The sequence below is a fragment of the Pseudarthrobacter sp. MDT1-56 genome, from assembly GCF_059383555.1.
This window is the reverse complement of record NZ_JBWZCK010000003.1, coordinates 276,681-298,937: the sequence shown is the minus strand read 5'-3', so window position 1 is coordinate 298,937 and position 22,257 is coordinate 276,681. Positions and strand designations below refer to the sequence as shown.

16 protein-coding genes are annotated in these 22,257 nt (G+C 67.4%); 14 read left to right on the top strand and 2 right to left on the bottom strand.

What is annotated here, in order from left to right; genetic code table 11:
* A complete protein-coding gene (locus tag AC50YC_RS06330; RefSeq protein ID WP_494952706.1) occupies nt 1-1,245 on the bottom strand; it encodes an NAD(P)/FAD-dependent oxidoreductase in 1,245 nt (414 codons plus the stop codon).
* 244 nt (nt 1,246-1,489) lie between these two features.
* On the opposite strand from AC50YC_RS06330, the gene mnmA reads away from it, so the two are divergent.
* The 7 genes from mnmA to AC50YC_RS06295 all read left to right on the top strand — a co-directional run bounded on the left by mnmA (nt 1,490) and on the right by AC50YC_RS06295 (nt 10,278).
* The gene (gene mnmA / locus AC50YC_RS06325) at nt 1,490-2,662 is read left to right on the top strand and encodes a tRNA 2-thiouridine(34) synthase MnmA (protein WP_494952768.1); all 1,173 of its coding nucleotides are present in this window, start codon (nt 1,490-1,492) and stop codon (nt 2,660-2,662) included.
* 318 nt (nt 2,663-2,980) lie between these two features.
* Nucleotides 2,981-4,615: an ABC transporter substrate-binding protein gene (locus AC50YC_RS06320; RefSeq protein WP_494952705.1), complete on the top strand. Its 1,635-nt coding sequence runs from the start codon at nt 2,981-2,983 to the stop codon at nt 4,613-4,615.
* A gap of 130 nt (nt 4,616-4,745) precedes the next feature.
* Nucleotides 4,746-5,837 (top strand): ABC transporter permease, encoded by a 1,092-nt coding sequence (locus AC50YC_RS06315; RefSeq protein WP_354169695.1) that lies wholly within the window; start codon nt 4,746-4,748, stop codon nt 5,835-5,837.
* A 1-nt stretch (nt 5,838) separates the two neighbouring features.
* On the top strand, nt 5,839-6,864 hold the full coding sequence (locus AC50YC_RS06310; protein ID WP_494952704.1) for an ABC transporter permease: 1,026 nt from the start codon (nt 5,839-5,841) through the stop codon (nt 6,862-6,864).
* Nucleotides 6,861-8,564, top strand: a complete 1,704-nt coding sequence (locus AC50YC_RS06305; RefSeq protein WP_494952703.1) for an ABC transporter ATP-binding protein — start codon at nt 6,861-6,863, stop codon at nt 8,562-8,564. Before AC50YC_RS06310 ends, AC50YC_RS06305 begins: the two co-directional genes overlap by 4 nt.
* 176 nt (nt 8,565-8,740) lie before the next feature.
* Entirely contained in the window at nt 8,741-9,238 is a 498-nt protein-coding gene (locus AC50YC_RS06300; RefSeq protein WP_494952702.1) for a chorismate mutase, read from the top strand.
* A 2-nt stretch (nt 9,239-9,240) separates the two neighbouring features.
* Complete coding sequence (locus AC50YC_RS06295) at nt 9,241-10,278, top strand: uroporphyrinogen decarboxylase/cobalamine-independent methonine synthase family protein (RefSeq protein WP_494952701.1); 1,038 nt, start codon at nt 9,241-9,243, stop codon at nt 10,276-10,278.
* Nucleotides 10,279-10,296: 18 nt separating this feature from the next.
* Here AC50YC_RS06295 and AC50YC_RS06290 read toward each other — a convergent pair whose 3' ends face one another.
* Nucleotides 10,297-11,010: a DUF4166 domain-containing protein gene (locus AC50YC_RS06290; RefSeq protein WP_494952700.1), complete on the bottom strand. Its 714-nt coding sequence runs from the start codon at nt 11,008-11,010 to the stop codon at nt 10,297-10,299.
* 195 nt (nt 11,011-11,205) lie between these two features.
* Here AC50YC_RS06290 and mtrA point away from each other — a divergent pair, with 195 nt between their 5' ends.
* The 7 genes from mtrA to secA all read left to right on the top strand — a co-directional run bounded on the left by mtrA (nt 11,206) and on the right by secA (nt 22,127).
* A complete protein-coding gene (mtrA, locus tag AC50YC_RS06285; protein ID WP_024365603.1) occupies nt 11,206-11,880 on the top strand; it encodes an MtrAB system response regulator MtrA in 675 nt (224 codons plus the stop codon).
* Between the two features lie 322 nt (nt 11,881-12,202).
* A complete protein-coding gene (gene mtrB / locus AC50YC_RS06280; protein ID WP_494952767.1) occupies nt 12,203-14,014 on the top strand; it encodes an MtrAB system histidine kinase MtrB in 1,812 nt (603 codons plus the stop codon).
* Complete coding sequence (locus AC50YC_RS06275; protein WP_494952699.1) at nt 14,011-15,732, top strand: LpqB family beta-propeller domain-containing protein; 1,722 nt, start codon at nt 14,011-14,013, stop codon at nt 15,730-15,732. Before mtrB ends, AC50YC_RS06275 begins: the two co-directional genes overlap by 4 nt.
* 187 nt (nt 15,733-15,919) lie before the next feature.
* Entirely contained in the window at nt 15,920-17,158 is a 1,239-nt protein-coding gene (locus AC50YC_RS06270; RefSeq protein ID WP_494952698.1) for a ComF family protein, read from the top strand.
* A 143-nt stretch (nt 17,159-17,301) separates the two neighbouring features.
* Nucleotides 17,302-18,027, top strand: a complete 726-nt coding sequence (hpf, locus tag AC50YC_RS06265; RefSeq protein WP_494952697.1) for a ribosome hibernation-promoting factor, HPF/YfiA family — start codon at nt 17,302-17,304, stop codon at nt 18,025-18,027.
* Nucleotides 18,028-18,059: 32 nt separating this feature from the next.
* Entirely contained in the window at nt 18,060-19,319 is a 1,260-nt protein-coding gene (locus AC50YC_RS06260) for a winged helix-turn-helix domain-containing protein (protein WP_494952696.1), read from the top strand.
* Between the two features lie 69 nt (nt 19,320-19,388).
* The gene (secA, locus tag AC50YC_RS06255) at nt 19,389-22,127 is read left to right on the top strand and encodes a preprotein translocase subunit SecA (RefSeq protein ID WP_494952695.1); all 2,739 of its coding nucleotides are present in this window, start codon (nt 19,389-19,391) and stop codon (nt 22,125-22,127) included.
* The last annotated feature ends 130 nt before the right edge of the window (nt 22,128-22,257 follow it).

Here is a 22,257-nt window from a genome sequence, read left to right as displayed (position 1 = left end):
CTAAGCGTCGCGCAGTAGCTGGTCCAGCGGGACGCCGGGGTCAGCGAGGACATCAGGGCTGACGGCGGTTTTCGCTGAAATGAGTTGTTTGATGTTTTTTTGGGGCTTGGCGGACCGGGGCCAGTTCACGCTCATTCCCGCGACGACCCGGCCGTCGCGCTGCCAGAAGGCGAGGAACTCCTTGTCCTCGAGCGAACCGCGGATCGTGGGCGGGCCCGCGAGGAGTGTCGGGAAGCCGGAGTACTCCATGCTGACGTCGAACTGGTCGGTGTAGAAGTAGGGGACCGTGTCCAGTGCGGCGTCCAGACCGAGCATTGCCCGGGCCGCGACTTTGCCGCCGTTGAGGGCATTGGACCAGTGCTCGCTGCGGTGGTGCTCGCCGGTGAAGGGATGCAGGGCGTTGGCGACGTCCCCGGCCGCAAAGACTCCGGGCGCGGAGGTCCGCAGCGAGGGGTCCGTGAGGATGCCGTTCCGCACCGCGATGCCCGCCGCTTCAGCCAGCGATACTTCGGGGACCACGCCCACGGCGACGACCACCAGGTCCGCGGGCAGGACCTCCCCGGCATCCGTGACCACTCCGGTGACCCGCCCCGACGTTCCCGTGATCCCGGCGGCCGAGGCGGGGAGCCGGAACCGGACGCCGTTCGCCTCGTGCAGCGATCGGAAGAAGCCACCCAGTTCGGGCCCGATCGCCGCGCCCAGCGGCACGTGCTCCAGCCCCAGCAGGGTAACGGTGTTTCCGAAGGTGCTCGCCGCCGCGGCCAGTTCCATGCCGATCCAGCCCGAGCCGATCATCACCACGCTCCGGCCGCCGCCAGCCAGGCCGGCGCGCAGGTGCTGGCAGTCATCGATTGTCCGGAACGTCCCGACTCCCGCCAGGTCGCTCCCGGGCAGCGGAAGGCGCCGGGGACGTGCCCCGGTGGCCAGCAGCAACGAGCCGTAGCCCAGCGTCTGACCGTTCCCGACTGTCACGGTGCGGGCGGCCGGATTGATTCCGGTGACGGGGGCGCCCAGCCGTAGTTCGACCCCGTTCTCCTCGTACCATCCGGCCGGAACCACGGGCAGGGCGTCGTCGTCGGCCCTGCCCAGCAGGTATTCCTTGGACAGCGGCGGGCGCAGGTATGGCCGATGCCGCTCCTCTGCCAGCAGGATCACCGGCCCGCCATGCCCTTCGGCGCGGAGGGTCTTGGCGGCGGTGGCGCCGGCCAGCCCGCCGCCCACGATCACGATGCTCCCGGTGGACATGATGCGCCTGGTTCCTGGCGCCACCGGCACAACCGGGGCGCCGGTTTCGTCGTGATGAATCTAAAACCATTAGTTTTGACTTTAGAAGCGTCGGGCCGGACCGTCAAGGTCTTTTGGATGAGAAATCGGCGTGGCGATAGACTGGTGTGGCCCGGCACTGTGTTATTTCTGCCCCGAGCAGCAGCCGATGCCGGCACCTACCCCCTTAACCCCAAAGAAAGTCAGTATGCGAGTTCTTGCAGCCATGAGCGGCGGCGTCGATTCCGCCGTCGCCGCAGCCCGCGCCGTTGAGGCGGGACACGACGTCGTCGGCGTCCACCTCGCGCTGTCCCGGATGCCGGGGACTCTGCGTACCGGCAGCCGCGGTTGCTGCACCATCGAGGACTCCCGCGACGCCTGGCGGGCCTGCGACGTGCTCGGAATTCCCTACTACGTCTGGGACTTCTCGGAGCGTTTCAAGGAGGACGTGGTCCAGGACTTCATCGACGAATACGCCGCGGGACGCACCCCCAACCCCTGCATGCGCTGCAATGAGCGGATCAAGTTCGCCGCGCTGCTGGAGAAGGCGATCGCCCTGGGGTTCGACGCCGTCTGTACTGGCCACTACGCCAAGGTGATCAACGACGCCGAGGGCAATCCCGAACTGCACCGTGCCGCGGACTGGGCCAAGGACCAGAGTTACGTGCTCGGCGTGCTCACGCACGAACAGCTCAAGCATTCCATGTTCCCGCTCGCGGATACGCCGTCCAAGGCCGAGGTCCGCGCCGAAGCGGAACGCCGCGGGCTGTCTGTGGCCAACAAGCCGGACAGCCATGACATCTGCTTCATCCCGGACGGCGACACCGCCGGCTGGCTGGCCGAGAAGATCGAGATGACCACGGGCGACATCGTGGACGAGTCCGGTGCGAAGGTCGGCGAGCACCCCGGCGCCAACGCGTTCACGGTCGGCCAGCGCCGCGGGCTGAAGCTGGGCACCCCGGCAGCCGACGGCAAGCCCCGTTTCGTCCTGGAAATCCGGCCGAAGGAGAACAAGGTCGTCGTGGGCCCGGAGGCACTCCTCGCCATCGACGAGATCCGCGGCATCAAGGTCTCCTGGGCCGGGCTGCCGATCGCCGAAGTGGCCACCGGTGAAGAATTCGACTGCTACGCCCAGGTCCGCGCCCACGGCGACCCCGTGCCGGCCACCGCGAGGATGGAGCGCCTGCCTGCGGACGTCGGGGTTCCGGCCGAAGGTCCGGACGGCGGTCGAGCCGACGCCGGTGCCGGCACCGGCGGGCAAGGCAGCCTCGTGGTTACACTGACGGAGCCGCTGCGCGGTGTTGCCCCCGGCCAGACCGTGGTGCTGTACCAGGGCAGCCGTGTGCTGGGCCAGGCCACCATCGACGCCGCCCGATCGCTGCAGCGGGCCGTGATCTAGGCGTCCCGGTATCAGGGACGGCCGCCCGGTACCGGGATAAACCGGGCCGCCGGCCGTCCCAGCGCCACCGGAAAGCCGCACACCGCTGGTGTGCGGTTTTTTTGCATCCCGCGCCCTGCCGATATTCAGCCGGGATTCCTGAAGATAATGACGAGTTCTGCCCGTTCGTGTAAATTTTGTGTCTCAACTCACAAGATGTAACGATTCACCTGTTGGTCGTCTGATTGAATCAGAGCATCAGGACAGTGTGCTGCCCGGGTTGTGACCAACGTCTATTCCGGGCAGCGCACTAGTACTCATCGAACAGAAAGTTCACAGATGGCAATGAACAAAAAGGCCCTGCAGAGCGCCATCGCGCTCGCCGGGGTATCCGCCTTCGCACTGACCGCCTGCACCGGCCCCTCCGGCGGCGGAACGGCGACCGGCAGCGCGGCCGGCGGAGGCACCATTACGTACGGCACGACCGACAAGGTCGTCACCCTCGACCCGGCCGGCTCCTACGACGCCGGCTCCTTCATGGTGATGAACCAGATTTACCCGTTCCTGCTCAACTCGAAGCCGGGAACCGCTGACTCCACACCCGACATTGCCGAGTCTGCCTCCTTCACCAGCCCCACCGAGTACACCGTCAAGCTCAAGCCCGGCCTGAAGTTCGCCAACGGCCACGCGCTGACGTCCTCCGACGTGAAGTTCTCGATTGACCGCGTCGTCAGCATCGCCGACGACAACGGCCCGGCGTCCCTCCTCGGCAACCTCGATTCGGTCACCGTCCAGGACGACACCACCGTGGTCTTCACGCTCAAGGCCGGCAACGACCAGGTCTTCCCGGGCGTCCTCGCCGCCAACGCGGGCCCGATCATCGACGAAGAGGTCTTCCCGGCCGACAAGCTGATGACCGACGACGAAATCGTCAAGGGCAAGCCGTTCGCCGGTCCCTACACGATCGAGAGCTACAAGAAGAACGAACTCGTCAGCCTCAAGGCCAACCCGGACTACCAGGGCCTGCTGGGCAAGCCGGCCAACGGCGGCGCCACGATCAAGTACTACGCCGATTCGAACAACCTCAAGCTGGATGTCCAGCAGGGCAACATCGACGTCGCCGGCCGCAGCCTCACCGCGACCGACGCCGCTGACCTGGAGAAGGATGCCAAGGTCAAGGTCCACAAGGGCCCGGGTGGCGAGCTGCGCTACATCGTCTTCAACTTCGACACCATGCCGTTCGGGGCCAAATCCGCCGACGCCGATCCTGCGAAGGCCCTTGCCGTCCGCCAGGCCATGGCCCACGTCGTCGACCGCGACGCGATCGCCAGCCAGGTCTACAAGGACACCTACCTGCCGGCCTACTCCGTCGTTCCCGACGGCTTCGTCGGCGCCATCCAGCCGCTGAAGGAAATGTACGGCGACGGCAGCGGCAAGCCGAGCCTCGACAAGGCCAAGAAGGCCTTCGAGGACGCCGGCGTCACCGCACCGGTGACCATCAAGCTCCAGTACAACCCGGACCACTACGGCAAGTCCTCAGGCGACGAATACGCCATGATCAAGGAACAGCTCGAGAAATCCGGCCTGTTCACGGTTGAGCTGCAGTCCACCGAGTGGGTCACCTACTCCAAGGACCGCACGGCAGATGCCTACCCGGTCTACCAGCTCGGCTGGTTCCCGGACTACTCCGACGCCGACAACTACCTCACACCGTTCTTCGTCCCCGGCAACTTCCTGAAGAACCACTACGAGAACCCCGCTGTCACAGAGCTGATCAGCAAGCAGCTGACGACCGTTGACAAGGCGGAGCGCGAAAAGGTCATCGGTGAGGCCCAGACCGCCGTCGCCAAGGACCTGTCCACGCTGCCGCTGCTGCAGGGCGCCCAGCTTATGGTCGCCGGCAAGGACGTCAAGGGTGTTGACCAGACCCTGGACGCTTCCTTCAAGACCCGCCTTGGTGTTATCTCCAAGTAGGTCACTTTCCCCATCCGGTTCTAACCAGCCAACGAGGCGGGGCGCCCACACGGCGTCCCGCCTCTGGTGCTGATACAGGACAACCGATTCCGCAGCTCACGAGGCTCCCGGAACACACATTTAGGTACCAATGACAACACTTATCGAGGCGCCGCCGACCGACGGCGAAGGCCTTCTGCCGATAAAGAAGAAAACGTCCGGTGGGGGACTGGGCCGATACATCCTGATCAGGTTCTTCCTGATCTTCCCGACGATCCTCATCCTGGTCACCATGGTGTTTTTCCTGATGCGGACCACAGGCGATCCCATCACGGCCGCCCTGGGAGGCCGGCTTCCGCCGGAACAGCTCCAGGAGCGGATCACCGCCGCCGGCTACGACCGGCCCATCTTTGTGCAGTACTTCGAGTACCTGGCCCAGCTCATCACGGGCAACTTCGGCACCACCCTGTCCGACAACCGCCCGGTCGCGGAGATGCTCGCCACCTACGGCGCAGCCACCCTGGAGCTGACCATCAACGCCCTGCTGGTCGCCCTGATCGTGGGCATTCCGCTGGGACTGATCGCCGCTCACCGGCGCGACAAGGGCCCGGACGCCGGGCTGCGCGTCTTCGCGATCCTCTGCTACGCCACGCCGGTCTTCTTCTCCGGGCTGCTCTTCAAGCTGACCTTCTCCGTCTGGCTGGGCTGGCTCCCGGTCGCAGGACGAGCGACGCCCGGCAATGAGCTTGCCCTGACCGCGCTCGAGGCGCCGACGGGCATTTACTGGCTGGACGCCATCCGCAGCGGCAATATGGCCGCCCTGGCTGACGTGATGGCACACGCCGTCCTGCCCGCCCTGGCCCTTGGCCTGCTGACCGCCGGCATCTTCCTGCGCCTGGTCCGGACCAACGTGATCGGCACCCTCGGCAAGGACTATGTCGAGGCCGGCCGCTCACGCGGTGTCAGCGAATACCGCCTCGTCACCAAGCACGCCTACAAGCCGGCCCTCATTCCCATCATCACCGTGATGGGCCTCCAGATCGCCGTGCTGCTGGGCGGTGCGGTCCTGACCGAAACCACCTTCGAATGGAAGGGCCTTGGCTTCCAGCTCGCGACCTACCTGACGGCCCGAGACTTCGTGGCTGTCCAGGGCATCGTGGTCCTCCTCGCAGTGATCGTGGCCGTGACCAACTTCTTCGTGGACATTATCGCCGCGCTGATCGACCCCCGCGTGAGGTACTGATATGAGCACCACTGCCGCTATTGAACCCATCAAAGACCCGCGGGGACCGTGGTTCCGGCGCCTGCCGGTCATATCGCACTTCAACAAGAGCGTCGGCCTGCAGCGCGGCATGCTCGTGGCGGGGCTCGTCCTCACCGCGGCTTTCCTGCTGACCGCGATTTTCGCGCCCCTGATCGCGCCCTTCGGCTTCTCCCAGATCTCCGACGCCGACGGCGGCTTCCCGGCGCAGCAGGCGCCCGGCGGAAAGCACCTGATGGGAACCACCGTCGGCGGCTACGATGTTTTCTCCCGCGTCGTCTGGGGAGCCCAGACCGCCGTCCTGGTGATCATTGTTGCCGTGATCATGTCGATCTTCATCGGCGTGATCCTGGGCCTGGTCAGCGGTTACATCGGCGGCTGGCTGGACCGGACCCTCGTGGTGATTGCCGACGCCATCTACGCCTTCCCGCCGCTGCTCGTGGCCATCGTCATGGCGATCGCCATCAGCGGCGGCCGGTCCAGCCTCTGGGGCGGCATCCTCGCGGCGGCGATTTCCATTACCGTCGTCTTCATCCCGCAGTACTTCCGCGTCATCCGGGCCGAGACCATCCGGCTCAAGGCGGAACCGTTCGTGGAGTCCGCGAAGGTGGTGGGCGCCTCCAACATCCGGATAATGCGCCTGCACGTTTTCAAGAACGCCACCCGCACGCTGCCCCTGATCTTCACCCTCAACGCCTCCGAGGCCATCCTGACCCTCGCCGGCCTGGGCTTCCTGGGCTTCGGCATTGAGCCGACGTCGGCCGCCGAGTGGGGCTTCGACCTCAACAAGGCCCTGGCGGACACCACCTCCGGAATCTGGTGGACCGGCGTGTACCCGGGTCTCGCGATGGTGCTCACCGTCCTGGGCCTGACGCTGGTCGGCGAGAGCATCAACGACCTCAACGACCCCCGCCTGCGCGGCCGCAAGAAGGCGGCCTCCGGCAAGGGCGGCCCGGATTCCACCACCGGCGGCCAGGCTGCACTCGAAGCAGAAGTGAGAAGTTCATGACCATTAACATCGACAAGCACGACACGGTCGCCGGCCCGGTCCTCGACATCGACCACCTCAAGGTCACCTTCGCCACCGACGCCGGCGACGTGTACGCCGTCAAAGACGTCAGCCTCCAGGTCAACCCCGGCGAGGTCGTGGCGATCGTGGGCGAATCGGGCTCCGGCAAGACCGTCACCGCTAAGACCATCCTTGGCCTGCTGCCGGAGACCGCCATCAGCTCCGGGGCGGTGCTGATCAACGGCAACAACGTCATCAGCGTCAGCCCGGCGAAGCTGCGGGAGATCCGGGGCCGCGACGTGGCCATGGTGTTCCAGGAACCGTCCACCGCCCTCAACCCGGTCTTCACGGTCGGCTGGCAGATTGCCGAAGGCATCCGCTCCCATGCCGGCCACGGGGGAGGCGGACGGGTCAGCGCCAAGGAAGCCAAAACCCGCGCCATTGAGGCGCTCCGCAAGGTGGGCATCCCGGACCCGGAAACACGGGTCAACTACTACCCGCACCAGTTCTCCGGCGGACAGAAACAGCGCGTGGTCATCGCCGCCGCGCTGGCCCTGAATCCGGGGCTCATCGTCGCCGACGAGCCCACCACCGCGCTGGACGTCACCGTGCAGGCGGAAATCCTCGAGCTCCTGCGGGACCTCCGGGACCAGTACGGCACCTCGATCGTGCTCATCACCCACAACATGGGGGTGGTGGCGGACCTCGCCGACCGCGTCGTTGTGATGTACCAGGGCGACGTCGTCGAGGAGGCGCCCGCGCGGGTGCTCTTCGCCGAACCGAAGCAGGACTACACCAAGAAGCTCCTCGCCGCGGTCCCGCACCTGGGCAGGAACTCCGCCTCAGAAGGCATGACGCAGCGGGCGCACCAGGGCGGCAAGGTGCTCGTCGAGGCCAGGAACCTGACAATCGAGTACCCCGGCCGGCTGGGGAGCCCCGCCTTCAAGGCGGTGGACGGGGTCAACTTCACCCTGTCCGAGGGCGAGGTCTTCGGCCTCGTGGGGGAGTCCGGGTCCGGCAAGACGACGATCGGGCGGGCCATCGCGGGCCTGAACCGCACCACCGGCGGCAGCCTGAAGGTGCTGGGCTACGAAATGCTCAACCTGAAGGAGCGCACCTTCAAGCCGTTGCGCAAGGAGATCGGGTTCGTGTTCCAGGACCCCGCCGCGTCCTTCAATCCGCAGCTGACCATCGGGGACTGCATCGCCGAACCCCTGATCATCCACACCAAACCGACCCCGGCCCAGGCCAGGCAACGGACCCGGGAGCTGCTGGAAGCCGTGCAGCTGCCGGCCGCCTACGCCGACCGGTTCCCGCATGAGCTCTCCGGCGGCCAGCGGCAGCGAGCCTCGCTGGCGCGGGCGCTGATCCTGAACCCGAAGCTGCTCATCGCCGACGAGCCGACGTCGGCGCTGGACGTGTCGGTGCAGGCCGTGGTGCTGGAACTGTTCAAGGACATCCAGGCCGAATTCGGCTTTGCCGCCCTGTTCATCAGCCACGACCTTGCCGTGGTGGACATCCTGTCCCACTGGGTGGGTGTGCTCTACAAGGGCAAGATGGTGGAGCAGGGGCTCGGGAACCAGGTTATGGGCAATCCGCAGCACGCGTACACGAAGAAGCTGATCGCCTCCCTGCCGGTTCCGGATCCGGACGAGCAGGCCCGGCGCCGGGAGGAATTCCGCGCCGTGCTTCAAGGCTAGGCCGCACCGCAGCAGCACCCAGGGACATGCCCGCCGTTCGCAGTGAACGGTGGGCATGTCCCTTCGGGCATCCACGGAAGAGGCGTCCGACGGCGCACGGGATGCCCGTGCGCCAGGGTGTGCCGCCGGTGCTTAACAGCTGAAGTGATTAGCACCGGTGCCCCTAGACTGGGTCAATGACCGAGCAGAACCAGACTCATCCCGACGCCGAATCCTATGACCCCGGGGCCAGTTCGCTGGCCGGTCAGGTGGATCCTGCGGTGATGGCGGAGCTGTTGTCGATCCGCTCCAGCATCGACAACATCGATGCCACCCTCGTCTACCTTCTCGCCGAGCGTTTCAAGGCCACACAGAAGGTCGGATTCCTCAAGGCAACCCACAAGCTGCCTGCCGGAGACCCCGGCCGGGAGACGGCGCAGATCGCGCGGCTGAGGCGGCTCGCGGCGGAGGCACACCTGGATCCGGCGTTCGCCGAGAAGTTCCTCAACTTCATCATCGGCGAGGTCATCCGGCACCACGAGGCCATTGCCGAGGACCACGAAGCCTCGCTGGCCGCCGATAGCCTGGCCGCCGACAGCTTGGCCGCCGGTAACCCGACCTCGGATTCCGGGCGCGCCGGGCCCGCCGGCCATGTCCCCGGGGCGGCCGGCCCTGCCGTCTCCGCCACCGCCTAGCCGTGGCCGCACCAGTGGAGCCGGAACAGGTCACCGCCACCGCCCTGGGCACCTGGCCGGGGGAAGACCCGGTCGAGGCCGCGCGGATCATTCGCGGCGAGCTCGGCAGCCCGCACCTGCCCTTCCTGGCCGAGCTCCCCGACCGGGGCGTCGGCTCCGACGCGCTCGGCCGGACAGCCTCGCTGCTGGTGGACCTCTCCGTGGACGTCCAACCCTACGGCTGGCGGATCGTGGACCGGCCCGGCAAGGACTTCAAGCGGGCGCGGTCCGCCCTGTCCACCGACATCAACATCCTCGCCGACGTGATCGGCGCCGAGGACACCCCGGCGCAGGACATCAAGGTCCAGCTCCGCGGCCCGCTCAGCCTCGCCGCGGGCCTGCACCTGCACAACGGGGAACGCGCCCTCATAGACCACGGCGCCCGGCGGGACCTTTCGGCCTCACTGGCGGCCGGTGCCGGCAGCTACCTCAGCCGGGTGGCTGCGGCGGCCCCGGGGGCGCGAATTGTGGTCCAGATCGATGAGCCGGAGATCGCCTCGGTGCTGGCCGGAACCATTCCCACCTCCAGCGGCTACCGGACGCTGCGCTCCGTGCCGGGCCGGGAAGCCACCGAGGCCTGGCAGCTGCTCGTCGATGCCCTGCGGGCGGCCGGCGCCGTCGAGGTGGTGGTCTGCGTCCCGGAAGTCGAGGCGCCTTTCGACCGGATCCTGGCCGCCGGGGCCGACGGGATTGCCGTGCCGTTGCGGGCCCTGACGTCCCGCCAGTGGGAACAGCTGGCCGGCGCGGTGGAGGCGGGCAAGCGGCTGTGGGCCGGCGCCCTTGAGGTCTCCAACCCCGCCGCAGCGCTGCCCCGCGTCGCCGACGTCGTCGAAACCGTCTGGCGGCCGTGGCGCCAGCTGGGCCTCCCCGCCTCGACCCTCGGCGCCATTCGGGTCACACCTTCCGAGGGCCTGGCCGGGCATTCACCGTCGTCCGCGACGGGCGTGTTGACGCGGCTGACCCAAGTGGCCGACGGCCTCAACCAGCTCGCGCTCGGCTAGCGCCGGAATGCCGCACCGTCAGCTTCGGCCCTCCCAGCGGTCCGGCCGGGCATGGTCCGGAAGGTAGCCCGGGGCCGCCGCACCGCCGGGGTATGGCTCGAGCCGGTAGTCGAAATGTCCGGCGTAGACCAGGACCAGCCCGAGCTGCGGCTGGATTACCTTTACCTGGATCCGGTGCTTCCCGGCCGGACCCTCCTCCGGCGCCCACCACTGCTGGGCGTAGGCCTTGGCATCGAGGGCGGCGGGCAGGGGAATCCGCAGCGGTCCGAGGAACAGCCGTGAGGCCCCCGAAACCCCGCGCAGCCGGCCCCCGGCGGTGACGCTGAGGTTGAGGTCCGTGACGAGCCGCCGGTACCGCCCGACGTAATCCACCAGCCCGTGCCGGCTGCCGGAATTATCGAAGCTCGTGGTGTCGTGGAACACGCGGGTGGTGCCGGGGAAAAAGATCTCGCGCCTGGCGGTGAGGCTGGAACGGCCGAACGGGTCCAGGTGGGCGTGGTTCTCGATCCGGAACCGGATGCCCTCCCCGTATTCCGGGAAAAACGATTCCTCTCCGCTGGCGAGGCGCAGCATCGGGCGGAGCCACTTCTGCCGGCAGCCGACCACCTCAAACACGCCTTCGCCCACGCCGTAGTGGCCGGAGCCGGGGGTGAGTGAGAAGTACTCCTGCAGCTCCGGCTGCAGCCGGGCAAAGTCGGTGCTGAGGGCAAGCCGGTAGATCGGGGTACTCACAGAATCCTCCTGGGGTTCCTGGCTGGTCGATGTGTTCCTGTCCACAGCATGCGGGACGGACCGGGGTTTGTCACAGTCGACCTGCCGCCGTCGGCCGCCGGGCTGCGGCGAGGATGTGCGGCCCGGGTGGCCGCGGCGCCATGCCGGGGCGCCGCCGAATACGACAAAGCCATTTCAATAGGGGAATATGTACATATGAAGGCACGCATTCTGGTAGTGGACGATGACGAGGCGCTGGCCGAGATGATCGGTATTGTGCTGCGCAATGACGGGTTCGAGCCCGTCTTCTGCGCTGACGGCGGGCAGGCACTGGAGGTTTTCCGCTCCGCCAAGCCGGACCTCGTGCTGCTGGACCTCATGCTTCCGGGCATTGACGGCATTGAAGTCTGCCGCCAGATCCGGGCCGAGTCCGACGTGCCGATCGTGATGCTCACCGCCAAGGCGGACACCTCGGACGTGGTCCGCGGCCTGGAGTCCGGGGCAGACGACTACGTTCCGAAGCCCTTCAAGCCGGCCGAACTCGTCGCCCGTGTCCGGGCCCGGCTCCGGCCCGGCGACCAGAAGGCGCCCGAGACGCTGCGCATCGCCGATGTCACGATCGACGTGGCAGGACACCTCGTCAGCCGCGGCACCGAGCGCATCTCACTGACGCCCCTGGAATTCGACCTGCTGGTCGCGCTGGCACGCAAGCCCTGGCAGGTCTTCACCCGGGAACTCCTCCTGGAACAGGTCTGGGGCTACCGGCACGCCGCCGACACGCGGCTGGTCAATGTCCACGTCCAGCGGCTGAGGTCCAAGATCGAACGCGATCCGGAAGCCCCCGAAGTTGTATTGACGGTCCGTGGTGTCGGCTACAAAGCAGGTTCCTGAACCGTCGGACGGCCGCCCCGGAGCCGGTCCGGTGAGCGCCCCGCAAGAGCGTGGCGCTCCGGAGAACGTCGCCCGCACCTCAGTTGACCTCCACGAACCAGGCTTGACGGCGCCCGCTTCCGGCCGCCCGGCCGTCGGCACGCCCTCGTCCGAGCCGCCCGGCCCGTCCGGGCTGCCCGAGCCGGCCGACGTCGAACCTGGCACCGCCGGACCCGCTGCGGCACCCGTTGCGGCGCCGGACGTCCGGCACCCCGCCGGACTTTCCGACGGCTGGCACGCGCTGCGCTTCCGCACCAGGATCTGGGTGAAGCGCGCCCGGATCGTGGGCGTGCGGCTGGCGCGGCTGGTGAGCATCGGCGCTTCGCGTCTGCTTCCGGGCATCCGTTACCTGCTGCGCTCACTGCACCGTAAGTGGCGGCGGTCGCTGCAGTTCCGGACCGTCCTGACGACCCTTATGCTTGCGATCGCGTCCTTCGCCGTCGTCGGCGCGTACCTGTCCAACCAGATCGCCAACAACCTCTTCCAGGAACGGCTCGTCCAGGCCGAGTCCGAGACGCGCTACAACGTCAAACAGGTCCAGGACACGTTCGACGGCGCCCAGGTCACCGACCAGTCCAGCGTCATCACCCTCGTCTATGACACCCTGAACGCCGTCGAGGGCCGCGGCTCCGTGATCCAGCGGCGGTACGTCTTTGAGGCGATGCCCGAACAAACCAAGCCCCGCAACCGCTGGGTCGAATCGCGGGCGTCGGACCAGCTCACCATCAGCGTCATTCCGACCGAACTGCGCACGGCCGTTCAGGATTCCGGCAAGGAGCAGTTCTGGGCCTCCACCGAGTTCCCGGTGGGCACCGAAGACCGCCCCGGAATTGCCGTCGGCAACAAGGTCACCTTCAACGGCACGGTCTACGAGCTGTACCTGATCTATGACCTCAACACGGCGCAGAAGACCCTCGACGAGATCCAGAACGTGCTCCTGGCCGGCGGCGCGGTGCTGGCGCTGCTCATTGGTGCCGTCGCCTGGTACGTGACCCGCAACGTCGTCAGCCCGGTCAGCCACGCCGCGCTGGTCTCCGAGAAGCTCGCCGCGGGACAGCTGCAGGAACGCATGGTGGTCAAGGGCGAGGACGAGGTGGCCCGGCTCGGAGCTTCCTTCAACCACATGGCCGCCAGCCTCCAGGAGCAGATTACCCAGCTTGCCACCCTGTCCCAGATGCAGCAGCGGTTCGTCTCCGACGTCTCGCACGAACTGCGCACCCCGCTCACAACCGTGCGGATGGCCGCCGAAGTGCTGTACGACGCGCGCGAGGACTTCGACCCCATCAACAAACGCTCCGCGGAGCTGCTGTACAACCAGGTGGAGCGCTTCCAGTCCCTGCTGGCCGACCTGCTCGAGATCTCCCGCTTCGACGCGGGTGTAGCCACGCTCGACGCCGAACCGGGAGACATCGTGCAGCTTGTGGCGCATGTGATGGAGGGTGTGGCCCCGGTGGCCGCCGAGTACGGCTCCGAGGTCACCCTCAACGCGCCCGCGGGCAGCATCATCGTGGACATGGATGACCGCCGGATCGACCGGATCCTGCGCAACCTTGTCCTGAATGCCCTGGAACACGGCGAGGGCCGCCCGGTGAACATCTCCGTGGCCGCCAACGACAACGCCGTCGCCGTCGCCGTCCGCGACCACGGCATCGGCATGACCCCTGCGGAAGCGGCCCGCGTGTTCGACCGCTTCTGGCGTGCCGATCCGGCCAGGGCGCGCACCACGGGAGGCAGCGGCCTCGGATTGTCCATCGCGGCCGAGGACGCGAAACTTCACAATGGCTGGCTCCAGGCCTGGGGAAGGAAAGGCGGCGGCGCCAACTTCCGCCTTACCCTCGCGCTGCGCCAGGGCGAGACGATCACGAAGTCCCCGCTCCAGCTGGAGCCGGTCGACGTCGGACTCCAGGGATCGGGCAGCGAACGGACCATGCTGCTGCTGGATCACTCGCCGGCGCCGCGCGAGGACAGCGGGAACCAGGCCGCCGACGAATCCGACGGCGGGACGCGTGATGCCCGCACGGCCGGTTCCGGCGCCACGGTCCCCGGAACAGCGGAAACCGGGACAGCGGAAACCGGAACGAAGGACGGGTCATGAAAGGTTCAGCTCGGAAGGCCACCCGCGCGGCGGCGGCGCTGCTGGCGGTACTGCTGTTCCTGCTGACGTCGTGCGCCCAGATCCCCCGCTCGGGCCCGGTGGGAAGGAGCACCGACGAGAGCGCCGGGAACCCCAATAATGCCCCGGTTTTCTTCCCGTCCGCGCCCCGCGAGGGGGCCGGGCCGGAAGCCGTGATCGAGGACTTCTACTTTGCCGGCAGCGGCTACGAGGACGACTACGCGGTGGCCCGCCAATACCTGACCCAGGCGTCGTCGGTCACCTGGAAGCCGGATCAGCGGGTGCTGGTCTTCCGCGCCGCGCGCGTCGTGCCGACCGGCGTTGAAAACGTCTTCAACTACGAACTGGATGTGTCCTACTCCGTCGACGCGGACGGGGTGGCGACCCAGCTGCCGGAGGGCACCATAGAGAACATCCCCGCCACCCTGACCCAGGTGGACGGTGAATGGCGGATCGCTGAACTCCCGGACGGCACGGCAATCCCCGAAGAAACATTCAAGGTCATCTACGGCGCCTATCCGATCTATTTCTATGACCCCACGTTTACCTACGCGGTGCCCGACGTCCGGTGGTTCATTAAAAAGAAAACGGTCAAGGCCATGACCAGCGCCCTTCTCGGCGGTCCGGCGCCGTACCTCAAGGGGGCCGTCGTCAGCGCCTTCCCCTCCGGCATCAAGCTGGCCCGCGAATCGGTCCCGGTCGTCTCCGGCGCCGCACAGGTGGACCTCACGGCGAAGGACCTCGTGGAGGCGTCCAACGAGGACCGGCTGCGGATGCAGACCCAGCTGGCCCTGACCTTCCGCAGCCAGCCCGATGTCATCAACGTTGAGCTCCGGGCCAACCAGGATCTGGTGCGGGTGGAGGACAACGGTTCGGTTCTCCCGCCGATCCGGGACAAGAACGTCCCGGCCCGTCAGATCGCGGTCAGCGACAACGATCTGGTCCGGTATGAGAACAACCGGATCTCGCCGCTTCCGGACATCCAGCCTGTCTCTGCCCTGGGCCCGCGGGTCCCGGCGGAGTCTCCCGTCTCGCAGTCCGCGGCCTTCCTCAACACCGGCCGCGGCACGCTCTACTCGGTGGTGCCCGGGCAGCCCGCCAGGGCGCTGACCACCCGCTCCACCCTGACCCGCCCGTCCTTCGACCGGTACGACTGGGTCTGGACGGCGGGGCCGGGGGCCAACGGTGTCACGGAAATCATCGCGCACCGGCCCCTCGGCGTGGCGGAAGGCTCAAGTGTCCCGGCGGTGACGCTGTCCCCGGCCTGGCTCGCCGGACGGGCCGTCAAGGAGCTCCGGGTCTCACGCGAAGGTACCCGCGCCCTCATCCTCACGGAGCAGAACGGCAAGACCAAGGTCCAGATCGCGGGCATTGTCCGTGCCGCGGACGGCACGCCGAAAGACCTCACCGTACCGATGACGCTGCTGGCGACGAACAATCCGGACCAGGGCGTGTGGGTGGATGACACTACAGTCGCCGTCATGAAGGGCTCACCGAGCGAATCCGTCACTCCCGAACTGCTGTCCCTCGCGTCGTCACAGCCGCTGCAGCTTGCGCCCTGGCCGGGGCTGACCGCGCTCAGCGCCGGGAACGGCGGGGAGGAGATCTACGCCCAGTCCGCGGAGGGGATCTTCCAGCGGCTTGGCAACGGCTGGTCGCCGCAGCTCAAGGGACCGATCGATCCGTCCTATCCGGGCTAGCGCTCAACGGCCCCCGGGATCCGGCGCGCCCGGATTCAACAAGTCCGGCCGGGGAATATCCTGCTGGCGACGTGGCCGGTCCTGACCCGTGGCCGGGGCAGTGCCGGTTTCCGACGGGGACGGCGACTTTTCCACATGGCGTGCCACGGCACTGCTGTTACCTGCTGAGCGGGGGGAACCTGATTTTGTGGGGACCTCCAGAGAACTCCGTGACCGCGACCGCCCTGCCAATGCCGCCGCCGGCGCAGACACAGGCACAGACGCCGCCGGGGCGAATGCCGGCGCGGCCGCCCCCGGAGCAGGAGCAAACGGCGCGCGCTGGCGCAGCCGCGCCCGCAGCCGCGCGGCACGGCGAACCCGGCGGCCGGTGGACCCCGACCTGGCTCCGGCGGCGCCGGCCGCGGCGAGACACCGCGGGGACTACCGCCGGCCACTGGCGCGGCTGGCGGACGGGGCCGCGGTTGCAGCGGCCGAAGTGCTGGCCCTCGCCGCCCCAGTGGACTGCGTCTGCTGTGGCGCCGAGGATCTGGCGCTTTGCGCGGCGTGCGAACGGCAGATCCGGCTGCTGATGCGCCGTCCGTTCCGGGCAGAAGCCCAGGCACCCGCCCTGATGGATGTGGACGGCTCCGTGCTGCTTCCGGTGGTGGCCGCCGGGGCGTACCGGGCCGAGTTGGCACAGGCGGTCCTGTCCTTCAAGAGCCACGGCCAGGGGCAGCTTGCGGAGGTGCTGTCGCAGGGCCTGGCCCGCGCCGTTCGGGCCGCTGCCGGGGAAACTCCCGGGCTGCTGCTCGTCCCCGTGCCCACCAGCAGCAATGCGTACCGGAAACGGGGATTCAGCCCGGTCCACGTGCTGCTGGGCAGGATGCGGCGGATCCGAGCCCCGGGGGGAGGGCCGCACTCCGGGTTCGCAACCGTCCATGCGCTCCGGAAGACCGGGCCGAGGGCCGGTGTCACGATGACCGGGCAGAGCGCAGGGGAGCCGGTGCCCGGCCCTAACCGGGCGGCGTCGAACCAAGTGACGTCCAGCCAGGTGGCGTCCGCCCGCGGGCTGCCGGGCAGGGTTTCCCGGGCGTGGCCCGGGGCAGCGTACCGCCTCCCGGGAGTCCGGGGAGCACCCGGCGGACAAAAGGGGCTGGGCCGCGGGGACCGCGCCCAGCGCGTGCGGGGATCCATGCGGGTCCGCCGCGGGCTGTTCGCTCCGGAAGTGAACGGCCGGCCGTGCATCATCGTCGACGACGTGCTCACAACCGGGGCCACCGTGGCCGAGGCGGCCCGGGCATTGCGGGCGGCCGGCGCCGTGGTGAGGGGCGCCGTCGTCGTCGCTGCGACACGCCCGCCCGTCACAATCGACTTCGGCGACGCGGGCCGCGCGTTGGCAGGGGAACGGGCCGTCAAGGAAAAAAATAAACCAAAAAAGGATGAATAAGAGGGGGCTATGAACTAACGTCGGAGATGGGTACCAAGAATAGATGTACCTGTCGATAGCGGCTCGGAAAGGGGCTCGACTGTCAGTCAGACCAGCCCCAGGAAGTGCCGCCGTCGTGTCACCGAAGTCATTTGGAGGGCACCATGGAGTTCATGATCAGCGGACGCAATTTGACGGTCTCCGACCGGTTCCGCGAGTACGCCGACGAGAAAATCTCGAAGATCGCGTCGCTGGGGGACAAGGTCCAGAGGGTGGACGCGAAGGTTTCCAAGGAGACCAAGGCCCGGCAGACCGACGAGATGCTCACGGTTGAGCTGACCGTCCTGGGACGGGGTCCCGTGATTCGTGCCGAAGCCAGCGCCGCGGACAAGTTTGCCGCGTTCGACCTCGCCTACAACAAGCTTCTTGAACGCCTGCGCCGGGCGAAGGACCGCAAGAAGGTCCACCACGGCAGGCACACCCCAAAGTCCGTCACCGAGGCGACGGCAACCCTGCCGCCGGCGAGCACCAGCGAGCCCATCTATGAAGAGGCAAACCACTGGCAGGAGCCCAAAGAAGCTCCCGCCGAGAAATCGCCGTATGAGGTCGAGAACGATATCCCGGCCGGAGACTCGCCCGTGCTCATCCGCCGGAAGGTTTTCCCCGCAGCATCCCTCACGCTCGACGACGCAGTCGACAACATGGAACTCGTGGGTCACGACTTCTACCTCTTCGTGGACAAGGAAACCAAGGCGCCGTCGGTCGTGTACCGCCGCGACGGGTGGACCTACGGAGTGATCTCCCTTGACCAGACCTGCGAGCCCGGTGAGGCCCCGCTGGAAGAGAAGATCATCGCTTACCGTTCCGAGGATGAGCCGGCCAGCGCCTAAGCTGGTGCTGACCATCCAACGAAGGGACTGACGTGCAGGAATCGCTGAGCCTCCAGCAGGCCCGGCGGATCGCACTGGCGGCCCAGGGATTGGACAAAGTACGGCCCGCCGGACCCGTGACCGCACGGGCGGTGGGCCGTACGTTTGCCCGCCTCCAGCTGGTCCAGATCGACTCCGTCAACGTGTTGTCCCGGAGCCACTACCTGCCGTTCTTTTCCCGCCTGGGGAACTACGACCGCGCCATCCTGCAGCGAATGGCGGGGCACCACCCGCGCCGCATGATGGAGTACTGGGCCCACGAGGCCAGCTTTATCCGGCCCGAGCACTTCCAGGACCTGCTCCTGTGGCAGAGCCGGAAATGGGTGGGGGCCCACTCCATGGACCCCGAACTGCGCAGCGACGTCGCCGCCCGGGTACTTGAGGAGCTCGCCGCCGGCCGCCCGATGACCGCCGCGGAACTCACCGCCCGGCTGGGCCACGTGGAGGATCGGACCCAGGACAACTGGGGCTGGAACTGGAACGTCGTGAAGCGGGTCCTGGAGCACCTCTTCGAAGCGGGCCTCATTTCGGCCGCCTCCCGCACGGACTCTTTTGAACGGCGCTACACGCTCACCGCCCGGGTCCTGCCCGGCCGGCCGGAGGCGACTGCGGAAGCCCCGGAAACCGGGCCGGACCAGGCGGCCGCGCTGGTCCGCCTGATCGATGCCGCCGCCCGGGCCCACGGGATCGGCACATTGCGGTGCTTTGCTGATTACTTCCGGACGCCCATGCGTGCCTCCGCCGTCGCCCTTGAACATCTCGTCGAAGCCGGCACGCTGCTGCCCGTCACCGTGCCCGGCTGGAACCTGCCTGTCTACCGTCACGTCGAGGCGAAACTGCCCCGCACGGCCACCGGCCGCGCGCTGCTGAGCCCCTTCGACTCGCTGGTCTTTGAGCGGCGGCGCCTTGAAGCCCTGTTCGGTTTCCACTACCGCATCGAGATCTACACCCCGGAGCCGAAGCGACGCTTTGGCTATTACGTGCTGCCGTTCCTGCTGCGCGACGGGATCGTGGCCCGCGTCGACCTCAAAGCCGACCGGGCCAATGGCCTCCTGCTGGCGAGGGCTGCCCACGCGGAGCCCGGCGCCCCCGCCGACACCGCCGTCGAACTCGCCGCGGAACTGCAGCTCATGGCAGAGTGGTTGGAACTGGACCGGGTGGTTGTCTCCCCGAAAGGGGACCTGGCGCCGGCGCTCGCGGACGCTGTGTCCGGGGCAGGGAGCGGTCTATCCGCTCAGAGGGAACAGGCGTAACCGGCCTGCGTCTCTCCCGTAGACTAAACACGCCAGAATTCGGCAGCTTGAGACTGGGAGCAACTTCACGTGGCATCACTTATCGAAAAACTTCTCCGCACGGGTGACAAAAAAACCCTGAGGCAACTGCGGAACTATGCCGATTCCATTAACGCCCTTGAAAGCTCCTTCCAGACCTTCACCGACGCCGAGCTGCGCGAGGAGACCGACCGTCTCCGCGCCCGCCATGTAGACGGCGAGAAGCTCGATGACCTCCTGCCCGAGGCGTTCGCCGCCGTCCGCGAAGCCTCCTCCCGCACTCTCGGCATGCGGCACTTCGACGTCCAGCTGATGGGCGGCGCCGCCCTGCACCTGGGCAATATCGCCGAAATGAAGACCGGTGAAGGAAAGACCCTCGTGGCGACCGCTCCGGCGTACCTCAACGCCCTTGCCGGCGGAGGTGTGCACGTGATCACCGTGAACGACTACCTCGCCGAATACCAGTCGGACCTCATGGGCCGTGTGTACCGTTTCCTCGGCCTGAGCAGCGGCTGCATCCTGTCCAACCAGGACCCCGCCGTGCGCCGCGAGCAGTATGCCGCGGACATCACCTACGGCACCAACAACGAATTCGGCTTCGACTACCTGCGCGACAACATGGCATGGGACAAGTCCGAACTCGTCCAGCGCGGCCACCACTTCGCCATCGTCGATGAAGTGGACTCCATCCTGATCGATGAGGCACGGACCCCGCTGATCATCTCCGGCCCTGCGCAGGGCGACACGAACCGCTGGTACAGCGAGTTCGCCAAGGTCGTCACCCGGCTCAAGCCGGAGGAGGACTATGAGGTCGACGAAAAGAAGCGCACGGTCGGTGTGCTGGAGGCCGGCATCGAAAAGGTCGAGGACTACCTCGGCATCCACAATCTCTACGAGTCCGCCAATACCCCGCTGATCGGCTTCCTCAACAACGCCATCAAGGCCAAGGAACTCTTCAAGCGGGACAAGGACTACGTCATCCTCGACGGCGAGGTGCTGATCGTCGACGAGCACACCGGCCGTATCCTCGCGGGCCGGCGCTACAACGAAGGCATGCACCAGGCGATCGAGGCCAAGGAAGGCGTCGAGATCAAGGCCGAGAACCAGACGCTCGCCACGGTCACGCTGCAGAACTACTTCCGCATGTACGACAAGCTCGCTGGCATGACCGGTACCGCCGAGACCGAAGCCGCTGAGTTCATGAGCACCTACAAGCTCGGCGTCGTCGCGATCCCCACCAACCGCGACATGACGCGCATCGACCAGGCCGACCTTGTCTACAAGAACGAGGCCGTCAAGTTCGACGCCGTGGTCCAGGACATCGCCGAACGGCACGAAAAGGGCCAGCCGATCCTGGTCGGCACCACCAGCGTCGAGAAGAGCGAATACCTCTCCAGGCTGCTGGCCAAGGAAGGCGTCCGGCACGAGGTCCTGAACGCGAAGAACCACGCCCGTGAGGCCGCGATCGTGGCCCAGGCCGGCCGCAAGGGTGCCGTGACCGTCGCGACCAACATGGCGGGCCGCGGTACCGACATCATGCTCGGCGGCAACGCCGAGTTCACCGCCGTCGCCGAACTCGCGAAGCGCGGCCTGGACCCGGAAGAAAACTCCGAAGAATACGAAGCGGCCTGGCCCGCAGCCTTCGAAGCGGCCAAACAGTCGGTCAAGGACGAACACGAGGAGGTCCTCAGCCTCGGCGGCCTGTACGTGCTGGGTACCGAACGGCACGAATCACGCCGGATCGACAACCAGCTGCGCGGACGCTCCGGACGCCAGGGCGACCCGGGTGAGTCCCGGTTCTACCTGTCGCTCACCGACGACCTGATGCGCCTGTTCAACTCGGGCGCGGCAGAACGGCTGATGAACAGCTCGGTGCCCGACGACGTCGCACTCGAATCCAAGCTCGTCTCGCGCGCCATCGCCTCGGCCCAGGGCCAGGTCGAAGGACGCAACGCCGAACAGCGGAAGAACGTCCTGAAGTACGACGACGTCCTGAACCGCCAGCGTGAGGCCATCTACGGCGACCGCCGCCGCATCCTCGAGGGCGATGACCTCCACGAGAAGGTCCAGTTCTTCCTGGAAGACACGATCAACTCGTTCATCGAGGAAGCCACCGCGGAGGGCACCGGCGACGACTGGGACTTCAACCTGCTCTGGTCCAACCTCAAAACCCTCTACCCGGTGAGCGTCACCCCGCGCGACCTCATCGACGAGGCCGGCGGAAAGTCGCGGATCACCGTGGACTTCCTCAGGGAGGAGGTCCTCTCCGACGCGCGGCTGGTCTACCAGGCACGGGAAGAAGCCATCGGCCATGAGAGCATGCGCGAACTCGAGCGCCGGGTTGTCCTGTCCGTGATCGGCCGCAAGTGGCAGGAACACCTCTATGAGATGGACTACCTGAAGGAAGGCATCGGCCTGCGCGCGATGGCCCAGCGCGATCCCCTGGTGGAATACCAGCGCGAGGGCTTCATCATGTTCCAGGCCATGATGGAGGCCATCCGGGAGGAAAGCGTCGGCTTCCTGTTCAATCTCGAGGTCGAGGTGACCCCCGCCGAGGACGTCGTCGTGGCGGACGCCGCGGGCCAGCACACCGAACACCACGAACCGCAGATCCGGGCAGCCGGGCTGGAGGCTCCCGAAAAGCCGGCCCAGCTGCAGTACACGGCACCGGGCGAGGACGGTTCGGCCCAGACGCGCGTCGAGGCCAAGACCTCCGGCCGCTCCGGCAACCCGGCCAAGGCCGCGGCGCAGGACTCCCCGCGCCGCGCGAACAAGAAGAAGCGGCGCTAGCCGGCTGCGGCTGAATTTTTAGCCGCCGGGCCGAACGGCGCAGGAACGAAAAGAGGACCGGAGTGCGCTCCGGTCCTCTTTCGTTGCTGCCTCCTCCTTTCCTCGGTGTTGTTAGCTGGCCCCCTGCGTG

Coding starts and splice junctions, on each gene's coding strand:
- AC50YC_RS06275 (WP_494952699.1), top strand. CDS start 14,011: ATGAAAGGTTCAGCTCGGAAGGCCACCCGCGCGGCGGCGGCGCTGCTG.
- AC50YC_RS06310 (WP_494952704.1), top strand. CDS start 5,839: ATGAGCACCACTGCCGCTATTGAACCCATCAAAGACCCGCGGGGACCG.
- AC50YC_RS06305 (WP_494952703.1), top strand. CDS start 6,861: ATGACCATTAACATCGACAAGCACGACACGGTCGCCGGCCCGGTCCTC.
- mtrA (WP_024365603.1), top strand. CDS start 11,206: ATGAAGGCACGCATTCTGGTAGTGGACGATGACGAGGCGCTGGCCGAG.
- mnmA (WP_494952768.1), top strand. CDS start 1,490: ATGAGCGGCGGCGTCGATTCCGCCGTCGCCGCAGCCCGCGCCGTTGAG.
- hpf (WP_494952697.1), top strand. CDS start 17,302: ATGGAGTTCATGATCAGCGGACGCAATTTGACGGTCTCCGACCGGTTC.
- AC50YC_RS06330 (WP_494952706.1), bottom strand. CDS start 1,245: ATGTCCACCGGGAGCATCGTGATCGTGGGCGGCGGGCTGGCCGGCGCC.
- AC50YC_RS06300 (WP_494952702.1), top strand. CDS start 8,741: ATGACCGAGCAGAACCAGACTCATCCCGACGCCGAATCCTATGACCCC.
- AC50YC_RS06320 (WP_494952705.1), top strand. CDS start 2,981: ATGGCAATGAACAAAAAGGCCCTGCAGAGCGCCATCGCGCTCGCCGGG.
- AC50YC_RS06315 (WP_354169695.1), top strand. CDS start 4,746: ATGACAACACTTATCGAGGCGCCGCCGACCGACGGCGAAGGCCTTCTG.